The sequence below is a fragment of the Enterococcus sp. AMC1086 genome (assembly GCF_058216575.1).
The window spans coordinates 1951713-1964471 of the sequence record NZ_CM177100.1 but is presented as its reverse complement, the minus strand read 5'-3'; the positions used below and the strand labels follow the sequence as shown (position 1 = coordinate 1964471).

General features: G+C 36.2%; 12 protein-coding genes. All 12 read left to right on the top strand.

What is annotated here, in order from left to right:
• Nucleotides 1-36 precede the first annotated feature (36 nt).
• The 12 genes from pfkA to AC4BC4_RS09225 all read left to right on the top strand — a co-directional run bounded on the left by pfkA (nucleotide 37) and on the right by AC4BC4_RS09225 (nucleotide 12747).
• Nucleotides 37-999 (top strand): 6-phosphofructokinase, encoded by a 963-nt coding sequence (gene pfkA, locus AC4BC4_RS09280; RefSeq protein ID WP_438755769.1) that lies wholly within the window; start codon nucleotides 37-39, stop codon nucleotides 997-999.
• Between the two features lie 83 nt (nucleotides 1000-1082).
• Nucleotides 1083-2840, top strand: a complete 1758-nt coding sequence (gene pyk / locus AC4BC4_RS09275) for a pyruvate kinase (RefSeq protein WP_490475486.1) — start codon at nucleotides 1083-1085, stop codon at nucleotides 2838-2840.
• 358 nt (nucleotides 2841-3198) lie between these two features.
• On the top strand, nucleotides 3199-3354 hold the full coding sequence (locus AC4BC4_RS09270; RefSeq protein WP_490475485.1) for a hypothetical protein: 156 nt from the start codon (nucleotides 3199-3201) through the stop codon (nucleotides 3352-3354).
• Between the two features lie 227 nt (nucleotides 3355-3581).
• A complete protein-coding gene (locus AC4BC4_RS09265; protein ID WP_438755772.1) occupies nucleotides 3582-3884 on the top strand; it encodes an Fpa/YlaN family protein in 303 nt (100 codons plus the stop codon).
• Between the two features lie 3 nt (nucleotides 3885-3887).
• Complete coding sequence (locus AC4BC4_RS09260) at nucleotides 3888-5081, top strand: FtsW/RodA/SpoVE family cell cycle protein (protein ID WP_438755773.1); 1194 nt, start codon at nucleotides 3888-3890, stop codon at nucleotides 5079-5081.
• A 102-nt stretch (nucleotides 5082-5183) separates the two neighbouring features.
• Nucleotides 5184-8612: a pyruvate carboxylase gene (locus tag AC4BC4_RS09255; protein WP_490475484.1), complete on the top strand. Its 3429-nt coding sequence runs from the start codon at nucleotides 5184-5186 to the stop codon at nucleotides 8610-8612.
• A gap of 19 nt (nucleotides 8613-8631) precedes the next feature.
• Entirely contained in the window at nucleotides 8632-9753 is a 1122-nt protein-coding gene (locus AC4BC4_RS09250) for a CAP-associated domain-containing protein (protein ID WP_490475483.1), read from the top strand.
• A 2-nt stretch (nucleotides 9754-9755) separates the two neighbouring features.
• Nucleotides 9756-10187 (top strand): YlbF/YmcA family competence regulator, encoded by a 432-nt coding sequence (locus tag AC4BC4_RS09245; RefSeq protein WP_438755776.1) that lies wholly within the window; start codon nucleotides 9756-9758, stop codon nucleotides 10185-10187.
• Nucleotides 10177-10527, top strand: coding sequence for a YlbG family protein (locus AC4BC4_RS09240; protein WP_490475482.1), 351 nt, complete (start codon nucleotides 10177-10179; stop codon nucleotides 10525-10527). Before AC4BC4_RS09245 ends, AC4BC4_RS09240 begins: the two co-directional genes overlap by 11 nt.
• A gap of 109 nt (nucleotides 10528-10636) precedes the next feature.
• Nucleotides 10637-11200, top strand: coding sequence for a 16S rRNA (guanine(966)-N(2))-methyltransferase RsmD (rsmD, locus tag AC4BC4_RS09235; protein ID WP_438755778.1), 564 nt, complete (start codon nucleotides 10637-10639; stop codon nucleotides 11198-11200).
• A complete protein-coding gene (gene coaD / locus AC4BC4_RS09230) occupies nucleotides 11193-11696 on the top strand; it encodes a pantetheine-phosphate adenylyltransferase (RefSeq protein ID WP_490475481.1) in 504 nt (167 codons plus the stop codon). Before rsmD ends, coaD begins: the two co-directional genes overlap by 8 nt.
• Nucleotides 11686-12747 carry a SepM family pheromone-processing serine protease gene (locus tag AC4BC4_RS09225; RefSeq protein WP_490475480.1) on the top strand — a complete coding sequence of 354 codons (1062 nt, stop codon included), beginning with the start codon at nucleotides 11686-11688 and terminating at the stop codon, nucleotides 12745-12747. The genes coaD and AC4BC4_RS09225 overlap by 11 nt, the downstream gene beginning before the upstream one ends.
• Nucleotides 12748-12759 lie beyond the last annotated feature (12 nt).

The following is a 12759-nucleotide window of genomic DNA, read 5'->3' as shown; positions in this document are numbered from 1 at the left end:
CAGCTTAAAAGTATATTATATGAGGTGAAAGAACGAATGAAACGTATCGGTATTTTAACCAGTGGGGGAGACGCCCCAGGAATGAACGCTGCAATTCGTGCAGTGGTACGTAAAGGGATTTTTGATGGGATCGAAGTTTATGGGATCAACTACGGTTTTGCAGGCTTAGTCGCAGGAGATATCCGCCGTTTAGATATTGCGGATGTTGGTGACAAAATTCAACGTGGAGGAACATTTTTATATTCTGCACGTTACCCAGAATTCGCAACAGAAGAAGGACAATTAAAAGGGATCGAACAATTGAAAAAATTCGGCATCGAAGGATTAGTTGTTATTGGTGGTGATGGTTCTTATCATGGAGCAATGGCTTTAACAAAACGTGGATTTCCAGCTGTAGGAATTCCAGGGACGATCGATAATGATATTCCAGGGACTGATTTCACGATCGGGTTTGACACAGCAATCAACACAGTCCTAGAATCAATCGACCGTATTCGTGATACTGCCACTTCACATGTACGTACATTCGTCATTGAAGTAATGGGACGTGGTGCAGGCGATATCGCACTATGGTCAGGTGTTGCAGGTGGAGCGGATGAAATCATCATTCCAGAACATGATTTTGACATGGTTAATGTTGCAAAGCGTATTAGAGAAGGTCGTGATCGCGGCAAAAAACATTGCTTAATTATTTTAGCAGAAGGTGTGATGGGTGGTAACGAATTTGCCGATAAACTTTCTGAACATGGCGATTTCCACACACGTGTGTCTATTTTAGGACACGTTGTCCGTGGCGGTTCACCAAGTGCTCGTGATCGTGTCTTAGCAAGTAAATTTGGTTCTTACGCTGTTGAATTATTAAAAGCAGGTAAAGGTGGACAATGTATCGGCATGCTGAATAACGAAGTTGTTTCTGCAGATATCGTTGATACTTTGGAAAACAACAAACACAAACCAGATTTATCACTTTATGATTTAAATCAAGAGATTTCTTTTTAGATACAAGTTTCATAAAGTATCGCTTGAGGAAAATAGATAATCTTCATAATGTATAAACAAAAATGGAATAGGAGCGTTTGGTAATGAAAAAAACGAAAATCGTATGTACGATCGGACCAGCTAGTGAAACTGTTGATATGCTAGTAAACTTAATGAATGCAGGAATGAATGTTTGCCGTTTGAACTTCTCACATGGTGACTTTGAAGAACATGGAAACCGTATCAAAAATATTCGTGAGGCTGCAAAAATTACAGGGAAACGTGTAGCAATCTTACTTGATACAAAAGGACCTGAAATTCGTACGAACGAAATGGAAAATGGTGCTATTACATTAAAAACTGGCGATTCAGTACGTCTCTCTATGACAGAAATTTTAGGAACAAACGAAAAATTTTCAATTACTTATCCAGAATTGATCAACGACGTAAATGTTGGCTCTCATATTCTTTTAGATGATGGATTGATCGACTTAGAAGTGACTGATATCGATCGTACTGCGAACGAAATCGTTACACTTGTTAAAAACGAAGGCGTTCTTAAAAATAAAAAAGGTGTTAACGTACCTGGCGTTTCAGTAAACCTTCCTGGTATCACAGATAAAGATGCTGCTGATATCCGTTTTGGTATTGAACAAGGTGTTGACTTTATCGCAGCAAGCTTCGTTCGTCGTGCAACCGACGTTTTAGAAATTACTAAAATTTTAGAAGAAGAAAATGCTACACACATCCAAATCATTCCTAAAATCGAAAACCAAGAAGGGATCGACAATATTGACGAAATCCTAAAAGTTTCTGACGGTTTGATGGTTGCTCGTGGTGATATGGGTGTTGAAATTCCAACAGAAGATGTACCTGTTGTTCAAAAAGATTTAATCCAAAAATGTAATGCCTTAGGTAAACCAGTCATTACAGCGACGCAAATGCTAGATTCTATGCAACGCAACCCACGTCCAACACGTGCGGAAGCAAATGACGTTGCCAATGCAATTTATGATGGAACAGATGCAGTTATGCTATCTGGTGAAACTGCTGCTGGGGATTACCCATTAGAAGCCGTTCAAACAATGGCTCGTATCGCAGTTCGTACAGAAGAAGCATTGATCAACCAAGATTCATTTGCATTAAAATTATACAGCAAAACAGATATGGCAGAAGCGATTGGTCAATCAGTTGGACATACTGCCCGTAATTTAGGTATTCAAACAATCGTTGCGGCAACTGAGTCAGGACATACTGCCCGCATGATTTCTAAATATCGTCCAAAATCACATATCGTTGCGATTACATTTACAGAACAAAAAGCTCGTAGCTTATCATTATCTTGGGGTGTTTATGCAACAGTGGCAGACAAACCTGCAAGTACTGATGAAATGTTTAATTTAGCAACTCACACTTCTCAAGAAGAAGGTTTTGCAAGTGAAGGTGATTTGATCATCATCACGGCTGGTGTACCAGTAGGTGAAAGAGGTACAACAAACCTAATGAAGATTCAAATGATTGGATCAAAATTAGTTCAAGGTCAAGGAATCGGCGAAGCTTCAGTTATTGCCAAAGCAGTTGTAGCCAATACAGCTGAAGAAGCAGTAGCAAATGCAGTAGAAGGTTCTATTCTAGTTCTTAAAACAACTGACAAAGATTACATGCCTGCAATCGACAAAGCAATTGCTTTGGTAGTCGAAGAAGGTGGATTAACTTCTCATGCAGCAGTAGTTGCAATTGCAAAAGATATTCCTGTAATCGTTGGTGCTGCTGATGCAACAAGCTTGATTGAAAATGATGAATTAATCACTGTTGATCCTCGTCGTGGTATTGTATACCGTGGTGCAACAACAGCAATCTAGACCTTTTATTACAACGTTTAAAGAGCGCGAATGAATCATGCAATGTGATTCATTCGCGCTCTTTTTTATATTTTTTGAATCAAATTTCAATGATTTTAAATTTTTTTCTAAACGTTTTTTTAAACTATATAATACATTTAAATTAAAATTTAATTGGATAGCAAAGCTGCTTTGAATATAAGATTTAAATTTCTAACGTTCAAGAGACGATTTTTATATAAAAGAGCGTTCGATTTATGTTAGATAAATAATCATCATTCATAGGTACTTTAATAGCTTCTTAAAATAGATTCTGTTACTATAAATAATAGCATTTATATACAAGTTGAACCACACATTTTATAAAGGAGGAATCGTTATGAAAGAGAGTGCAAAAGCAGGAGTTTCGTTTGGTTGTGCATTAGCATTGGTCATCTCTTACGTGAACTGGCACAGTATTGTTTGGGCAGTATTTCATGGTGCTTTGAGTTGGTTTTATGTCATCTATTACGCAATTGTTTATGGCTTAAATTAAAATAAAATACTAGAAAAAATCAAAATAATACCGAGATTTTAGCAGCAACGGTGATTACTATATAAAGTTGAGCCAGATTTAATTTTAAAAGAATATTGAGACTGCCACTTATTTCTGTTTGTTAAGATAGTAAAAAAATTTTTAACAGAGGATTTTAAGAAAAGTTCTGTTAATGAACAGACAAATTATGCTATAATTACATAATTAAGATGGGAGGTTTAGTGCAAATGGAATCCATTTCAAAAGAATTTGCCGTTCAGCTGTTAAACGATGATGCAAACAGGATTATTATGTTGATCCGTAATCAAAAAAATAGCTTGTGTATTTCCCAGTGTAAGGCTTTTGAGGAAGTCGTAGATACACAAATGTATGGTTTTTCTCGTCAGGTGACGTATGCCATTCGAATTGGTATTTTAAGTTCAAAACAAGGACATCAATTACTAAGTGACTTAGAAAAAGAGCTTAATCAATTATATAGTGACGTTTATGAAGAGACACAAGAAAAAAAAGAGAGTGGCAAGGAGGGTTAAGCTTTGCCAAATAAGATAAAAAAGAGACATCTGTTAGACTATAGCATTTTGATCCCGTACTTAGTCCTTAGTGCAATCGGATTGATCATGGTCTATAGTTCGACATCTTCATTATTAGTATCAAAGGGATTATCACCAACAAGTATGGTCATCTCTCAATTACAATTTTGGGTTTTAAGTTTAGTTGCAATGTTTTTTATTTACAAGATGAAAACAACTGTTTTTCAAAATAAAGCCTTTATTATGTTTGCAATTAGTGTGATCTCTGTTTTGCTAATGGCCGTTAAATTTACACCATTGGGAAGAACGATCAATGGGGCTTCTGGCTGGCTATATTTGGGCGCGTTTTCGATGCAACCAGCCGAATATCTGAAAATTATGGTGATTTGGTATTTAGCTTTTATTTTGGGGCGTAGACAGAAATATATCGATAAAGAATTTAAAAAAGCTGTGTTTAGACCAATGCTTTTGGTTGGTTTTTTGATTTTTTTAGTGGCTATACAACCCGATTTTGGAAATGCAGCGATTCTAACACTAATAGTCATTATTATGTTATTGGCTAGTGGTGTAAACTATATGTATACTTATCTTGTTGGTGGCGCTGGAATTTTAGGTAGTATTGTTGTCATTCAGGCTTTGATACTAAGCAAAGGTAGTTTTATTCCTCAAAGGTATCAATATGTATATCAACGTTTTGCTATATTTTTAAACCCATTTAAAGATGAACGCAATGCCGGACATCAGTTAGCAAATTCATATTATGCGATCAACAATGGTAGTTGGTTTGGAAAAGGTTTGGGTAATAGCATTCAGAAAAAAGGTTTCTTACCAGAAGCACATTCGGATTTTATTTTTGCTATTACGATCGAAGAGTTAGGTCTCTTAGTTTCCTTGATCATTTTAGCAATTTTAATGTTTATGATTGCGCGTATCATTCTAGTCGGAGTGCGTTCTAAAAAACCGTTCAATTCATTGATGTGTGTCGGTATTGGTTCAATGTTATTGTTGCAGGTTTTTATTAATCTTGGCGGTATTACAGGTGTTATTCCTCTAACCGGGATCACATTCCCTTTTCTTAGTCATGGAGGAAATAGTGTGTTGATTATTTCTACAGCAGTGGCATTTGTACTGAATATCAGTGCAGATGAAAAAAAACAAAAAATGGATCAGGAATACCGATTACTTAATAATCAATAACTATAAATGAAGGTAATTGTATGGCAAGACAGAAGTAACTTCGATTTATTTTGACGTTAAATACTTCTCAGTCAGCCTAAATAAACAGGTAGGAGTGAAAGAATGAAAAAAGTTTTAGTAGCAAATCGTGGAGAAATTGCAATTCGAATTTTTAGAGCCTGTACAGAGATGCACATCGGGACAGTGGCGATCTATGCAGCAGAAGATGAATATTCAGTTCATCGTTTTAAAGCGGATGAAGCGTATTTAGTCGGTAAGGGTAAAAAACCAATTGAAGCGTACCTTGACATGGAAGATATTATCAGAATCGCTAAAAAATCTGGTGCGGATGCTATTCATCCAGGCTACGGGTTTCTTTCTGAAAATTTAGAATTTGCTCGTCGCTGTGAAGAAGAAGGGCTCACTTTTGTCGGTCCATCATTACACCATCTAGATATTTTTGGAGATAAGATCAAAGCAAAAGAAGCGGCTGTTGCAGCTGGGATTTCATCAATACCAGGTTCTGATGGTCCAGTTGATACTGTAGAAGGTGTCTTGGATTTTGGACGGACACATGGTTTTCCGATCATGATCAAAGCAGCACTTGGTGGAGGCGGTCGCGGTATGCGAGTTGCTCACGATGAAAAAGAAGCCAGAGAAGGCTATGATCGAGCGAAAAGTGAAGCTAAGGCGGCATTTGGTTCGGATGAGGTCTATGTTGAAAAATATATTTCAAATCCGAAACATATAGAAGTTCAAATTTTAGGGGATACGCATGGCAATGTGATTCACTTATTTGAACGTGACTGTTCAGTACAACGTCGTCACCAAAAAGTCGTCGAAGTAGCGCCTTGTGTCTCGATGAATGAAGAAAAACGGAAAGAAATCTGTGATGCTGCCGTTCAATTGATGAAACATGTTCAGTATATCAATGCTGGAACAGTTGAATTCCTGGTTGAAGGAGATCAATTTTACTTTATTGAAGTGAATCCTCGTGTTCAAGTAGAACATACGATTACTGAGATGATCACAGATATCGATATTGTAGTATCTCAATTGCAAATCGCTCAAGGGCTTGATTTACATAAAGATATGAAAATCCCGAAACAAGAAAATATTACGTTGAATGGTGCAGCAATCCAGTGTCGAATCACAACAGAAGATCCACTAAATCACTTTATGCCAGATACTGGTAAAATCGATACTTATCGTTCGCCAGGCGGTTTTGGTGTCCGTTTAGATGTTGGGAATGCTTATTCTGGTGCAGTCGTTACGCCTTATTTTGATTCATTGCTAGTAAAAGTTTGTACCCATGGCTTTACCTTTGAAAAAGCAATCCAAAAGATGGAACGCTGTTTAAGAGAGTTTAGAATTCGCGGGGTTAAAACAAACATCCCATTCCTTCACAAAGTGATTGGTCACCCTGAGTTTCAGTCAGGTGAGGCAAAAACAACGTTTATTGATAATACTCCGCAATTATTTGAATTTCCAAAATTAAGAGATCGCGGAAATAAAACAATGAAATATATTGGTGAAGTAACGGTCAATGGATTTCCTGGCATTGAAAAGTTAGAAAAAAAATATTTTGATGCACCGCGTATTCCGACAGATTTAGAATTACGTAGTGATTATGTGACAGCAAAGAATATTTTAGATAAAGATGGAGCGCAAGGAGTGATCGACTGGGTCAAAAAGCAAGAAAATGTTTTATTGACTGATACGACATTCCGCGATGCACACCAAAGCTTATTAGCGACTCGTGTAAGAACACAAGATTTTAAAGAAATTGCACGATTGACAGGTGAAGGATTGCCAGAGCTATTTTCAAGTGAAATGTGGGGTGGTGCAACATTCGATGTTGCCTATCGTTTCTTAAATGAAGACCCTTGGCAACGACTACGTAAGATTCGTAAATTAATGCCGAATACATTGCTTCAAATGCTGTTCAGAGGTTCGAATGCTGTTGGCTATCAAAATTATTCTGATAATGTTATTGAAGAGTTCATTAAAGAATCAGCAAGACAAGGCATTGATGTTTTCCGTATTTTTGATAGTTTGAATTGGCTGCCTCAAATGGAAAAAAGTATTCAAACCGTTAGAGACACAGGGAAAATTGCTGAAGCGGCTATTTGTTACACAGCTGATATCAATGATCCATCAAGAGCAAAATATAATGTTGAATATTACAAAAATATGGCGAAAGAACTTGAAAAAATGGGTGCTCATATTATTGCGATCAAAGACATGGCTGGTTTATTGAAACCACAAGCAGCCTATCGTTTGATCAGTGAGTTGAAAGATACGACAGATTTACCGATTCATTTGCATACACATGATACAAGTGGAAATGGTATTATCACTTACTCGGCTGCGACGAAAGCCGGCGTTGATATCGTTGATGTCGCGACAAGTGCAATGAGTGGGGCAACAAGTCAGCCAAGCATGAGCAGTTTGTATTATGCTTTAGTTAATGGCGATCGTACGCCTGATGTCAATATCGATAATACGCAAAAAATCAACCATTATTGGGAAGATGTCCGTATGTATTATCAACCATTTGAAAATGGCTTGAATGCTCCGCAAACAGAAGTTTATATGCATGAAATGCCAGGTGGACAGTACTCTAATTTGCAACAGCAAGCAAAAGCGGTTGGTTTAGGTCATCAGTGGGATGATATTAAAAAAATGTATCATACTGTCAATCTGATGTTTGGCGATATCGTAAAAGTGACACCTTCTTCAAAAGTTGTAGGGGATATGGCACTATTCATGGTTCAAAATAATTTAACAGAAGAGGATATCTACGCTAATGGAGAAGAATTAAGTTTCCCTGAATCAGTCGTTACATTTTTCCAAGGAGACTTAGGCCAACCAGTTGGTGGATTTCCAAAAGATTTACAAAGAATTATTTTGAAAGGACGTCCAGCATTTACTGAAAGACCTGGAAGTTTGGCAGCACCTGTAAACTTTGATAAAGTAAAAGCAGAATTAGCTGAAAAAATCGGCTACGAACCAAAATTAGAAGAGATATTGAGTTATTTGATGTACCCACAAGTATTCTTAGATTACCGTACTTCTTACCAAAATTTTGGTGATGTTACTTTATTAGACACACCAACGTTTTTCCAAGGGATTCGCCAAGGTGAATCGGTTGAAGTCCAGATTGAAAAAGGTAAAACATTGATTATTCGTTTAGATGAAATTGGTGATCCTGATATTGAAGGAAATAGAGTATTGTTCTTCAATTTAAACGGACAACGCCGTGAAGTAGTCATCAAAGATACCTCTATCAAATCTTCCGTTCAAGCAAAACGTAAAGCAGAACCAACGAATAAAGAACAAATTGGCGCAACGATGTCAGGCTCTGTCCTTCAGGTTTTAGTTAAAAAAGGCGATAAAGTCAAAAAAGGCGATGCCCTATTAGTAACAGAAGCGATGAAGATGGAAACTACGATTGAAGCTCGTTTTGATGGTATTGTTGAGCATCTTTACGTGTTTGAAGAGGAACCGATCAGTTCAGGTGACCTCTTAATTGAAGTAAAAGAACATTAAACGAAAAGTGGGGGAAAAGATGAAACGATTTTTAGCTTTCTTAGGCGTTTTCTTGGTAGTCCTGATAGGCGGATACTTGCAGCCAGTCTTTTTCCCCGCTGAAAAAATGCAGCAAAAAGCAGAAAGTGGGAGACAAGATATCTCCCATACTGCTTTACCATATGAGGAAATTTCCACATCTGGTTATGCTGCTTACATAGGTGAAAAAACAGATGACTTTGTAAAAGTGTTTGGTGAACCAATTGAAAAACTGAACACAGCTATGGGATATGAGCTATGGATCTATGGCGAAAAAGATGCAGATTATCTAGAAATGAATGTCCAAAACGAAAAAATTTCTGCAATTAAAGCATTCAACGATTCAAAAGAAACAAAACCATTCTCAATTGGTATGAAGTTATCTGATGTTTCAGAACTGATGACAATATATTCAAATTTTGCGTTTACATACAAAGAAAGCAACTATGATGTGGAACTGATGGAAGAAGATATGAATTATCGACCATTGATTGCTTTTGATAACAAAACATTTGCTATTTTATTTTTCAATCATGGTACAGGTAAACTTTCAGCTGTTACGTATTTAGACAAAAAAACATTATTGACATTAATGCCTTATCAATTGATTGAAGGAGAAGTTGTGCCTTTCTTTATAACAGAACAGACCTCTGGTTTTGATGCTGTTAGAAGCAATCAAATAATCAGAACGATCAATTTGCTGAAACTTGAGGAAGATTTACCTAGTTATCGTGTGAATACTGAAAGTCAAAAAAATGCTCAAAAACTATTTGATACTTTAAATAAAAATCAAAAAAATATTTTTTCGCTTGAAAGAGCAGAAATTTGGCAGTATAGCAAAGAACAAATGATGGCAACTGCTAGTTTTACACTCACAAATGATGAATATCAGAAATTATTGAAAATTGCTCAATTAGACAAGAAAAAGGCAACGGGTATGTATACAGAACCGGTTTATGACTCAACGTTCACTGTGCTTTCTTGGTTTTCTGATTCACTGTATTATTCTCGTTTCGCACATCAAGAAAACGAAAACATAGGCGTTGCTTTCTCTAAAGCAAGTATGTTAGTCTTATTACAAGAATCAGAAAAAGAAATATCACAAACAGAGGAAAGTGAATAAGGATGATAGTAACAGAAAAACTTTTTGAAATAGAAGATCAAACAGAAAAACTTGTTCAAGCCATTTTGACAAGTGAAAGCATTGAATCTTATAAAATAAATCGTCAAACAATGTACGGATCAAAAGATGTTCGAGACAAACAAAAGGCATTTTTAGACGCAAAAGATTCATTTGAGCGAATCGAAGCTTATGGGAATCATGCACCAGATTTTCGGACTAAACAACGTGCCGTTCGTCAAGCAAAGCGAGCTTTGGATATGAGCGAAGAAGTCGCAGAATTTCGTTTTTCTGAGACAGGTGTCCAAACGATCTTAGATTTAGTAGGTATGGCAGTAGCAAAAACAATTTCAGACGATATTAAAGTAGATGCTGGAAATCCCTTTTTTGAAAAAGGAAAACACTCGGGTTGTGGAGGTAATTGTCATGCAAGTTAAAGAAGAAAAAGAATTTACTATCCAAAAACGACGTTGTTTAGTTGTTTTTGTATTCAGTTTAAAGCAATTAAAAACGCTGAAGCGCTTTGGGTTGATCCACTATGTATCACGCAGAATGAAGTATGTTGTCATTTATATGAATGAAGAAGATATCGAAAGTTCAGAAGCTAAAATCAATGGTCTGCATTTTGTTCGTAAAGTAGAACGTTCTTACCGTCCTGATGTAGAGATGAATTTTGCTGAAAAGATTGGCACAAAAGCTGCTTATCAGTATAAGAAAGAAGAAGGATTTGAAGTGGAAGAATTAAGTACTCAAATTCGTTTAGCTGAAAATGTGTAAAAATTGAGATGAAAAATGTGAAAGAACGTCAAACATTTTTCATCTTTTTTCTGTATAATTACTATACTATTAAAGTATAGTAGCTGATTAAGTAAAGGAGCGTTAAAAGATGCGGGTTATTTCTGGAGAATATGGCGGACGCCGTTTAAAGGCATTGGATGGTGACAATACACGTCCTACAACGGATAAGGTAAAAGAATCGATTTTTAATATGATCGGTCCGTATTTTGATGGAGGTACAGTATTAGATTTATATGCAGGTAGTGGAGGTCTCGCAATTGAAGCAGTCTCAAGAGGAATGGATATTGGGATTTGTATTGAAAAAAATTTCTCTGCTGTTAAAATCATCAAAGAAAATATTGAAGTAACAAAAGAATCTTCCAAGTTTATAATCAAGAAAATGGACGCCAATAAAGCGTTGGCATTTTTAAAAGAAGAAAAAATAACAATCGATTTGGTTTTACTTGATCCACCGTATGCTAAACAGGAAATCGAAAAACAAATAGAACTAATGCTTGACTATAATTTACTAAGTGAAGATGGCGTCGTTGTTTGTGAGACGGATAAATCTGTCGTACTTCCTGAAACGATCGGTACATATGCAAAAACGCGCGAAACAACTTATGGTATCACTCAAATAACGATTTATAAACGGGAGGTACATGATGACTAAAATTGCTCTTTTTCCTGGCAGTTTCGATCCGTTGACAAATGGCCATCTAAATATGATAGAACGCAGCACAAAAATGTTTGATAAAGTCATTGTGGGAGTCTTTGTGAACACAAACAAAACGTCACTTTTTACCTTAGAGGAAAAACTTGTTTTAATTAAAGCAGCAGTTGCCCATTTAGAGAATGTGGAAGTAATCATTCAAGAAACGAAACTCACTGTTGAGGGTGCAGCAGAATTAGGTGCAACCTTTTTAATTCGAGGAATAAGAAATGTAAAAGATTATGAGTATGAAAAAGATATTGCTAGAATGAATCACCATTTAGCACCTGATTTAGAGACTGTTTTTCTACTAGCCGATGAAGCGTATGCCCACATCAGTTCAAGTCTATTAAAGGAAGTACTTAGATTTGGTGGAGATGTTTCTATGTATTTACCTGACTCTATTAATCAAGCACTAAATCAAAAGAATCGTGAGATGAAACTAAATGAAGAATAAACATGAAGAAAAACGATCAATCAAGTCGATGCTCCCTTTCATAATAGTTATTTTATTAATTGTTATAATGATTTTTCCCATACCTTATTACATTGAAGGCCCAGGAACAACCGAAAATTTAAAAGATTTTGTGACAGTGAATAATAAAAAAGATGCCGAACCAGGTGCTTTCTATTTAACAACAGTTGGGGTTCGTAAAGCAACATTAGGCTCAGCATTAAAAGCAAAATTCTCTGATTTTCAAGAATTAGTTAGTAAAGAAGAGCTGATGGGATCAAGTACCAGCAGTGAATACGATCGAATTCAGCAATATTATATGGATTCGTCAAAAAATGCTGCAATTGAGCAAGCGTTAAAACTTGCTGATGTTCCATATAAAATGATTTTTAAAGGTGTCTACGTTTTAGCAATTGAAGATAATTCTAGTTTTAAAGGGAAAATTTCTGTTGGAGATACTGTGACAGGAATCGACGGAAAAACATTTAAAAGTAGTGAAGAATTTGTCGACTATGTAAAAAAACAAAAAGTCGGACAAAACGTCACTGTAAGCTATTTACAAGATGGTAAATCTAAAGAGGCGGAAGGTAAATTGATCGAATTGCCAACAGATAAAAAAGCAGGGATCGGAATTGGCCTGACAGATCATACTGAAATTGAATCTTCAATTCCTGTTGAAATCAATGCAGGAAATATTGGAGGACCTTCAGCAGGTCTGATGTTTACCTTGGAGACCTATGAACAATTAACACAGAAAGAAATCCGCAAAGGACATAAAATTGCTGGGACAGGAACGATCAATACTCAAGGAGTGGTTGGACGAATCGGTGGTATCGACAAAAAGGTTGTGACTGCTAGCAAAAATGAAATGGAAATTTTCTTTGCTCCTGATGATGAAATCACGAAAGAAATGAAAAAAGCTGAGCCAGGAATCAAAACCAATTACGAAGAAGCAAAAGCTGCTGCTGAAAAAATTGGAACTAAAATGAAAATCGTACCTGTAAAGAACGTGCAGGATGCATTAGATTATCTTGAAGCGTTGAAAGAAAAATAAAAAAGGAAAGTT

Coding starts and splice junctions, on each gene's coding strand:
- pfkA (WP_438755769.1), top strand. CDS start 37: ATGAAACGTATCGGTATTTTAACCAGTGGGGGAGACGCCCCAGGAATG.
- pyk (WP_490475486.1), top strand. CDS start 1,083: ATGAAAAAAACGAAAATCGTATGTACGATCGGACCAGCTAGTGAAACT.
- AC4BC4_RS09270 (WP_490475485.1), top strand. CDS start 3,199: ATGAAAGAGAGTGCAAAAGCAGGAGTTTCGTTTGGTTGTGCATTAGCA.
- AC4BC4_RS09265 (WP_438755772.1), top strand. CDS start 3,582: ATGGAATCCATTTCAAAAGAATTTGCCGTTCAGCTGTTAAACGATGAT.
- AC4BC4_RS09255 (WP_490475484.1), top strand. CDS start 5,184: ATGAAAAAAGTTTTAGTAGCAAATCGTGGAGAAATTGCAATTCGAATT.
- AC4BC4_RS09250 (WP_490475483.1), top strand. CDS start 8,632: ATGAAACGATTTTTAGCTTTCTTAGGCGTTTTCTTGGTAGTCCTGATA.
- AC4BC4_RS09245 (WP_438755776.1), top strand. CDS start 9,756: ATGATAGTAACAGAAAAACTTTTTGAAATAGAAGATCAAACAGAAAAA.
- AC4BC4_RS09240 (WP_490475482.1), top strand. CDS start 10,177: ATGCAAGTTAAAGAAGAAAAAGAATTTACTATCCAAAAACGACGTTGT.
- rsmD (WP_438755778.1), top strand. CDS start 10,637: ATGCGGGTTATTTCTGGAGAATATGGCGGACGCCGTTTAAAGGCATTG.
- coaD (WP_490475481.1), top strand. CDS start 11,193: ATGACTAAAATTGCTCTTTTTCCTGGCAGTTTCGATCCGTTGACAAAT.
- AC4BC4_RS09225 (WP_490475480.1), top strand. CDS start 11,686: ATGAAGAATAAACATGAAGAAAAACGATCAATCAAGTCGATGCTCCCT.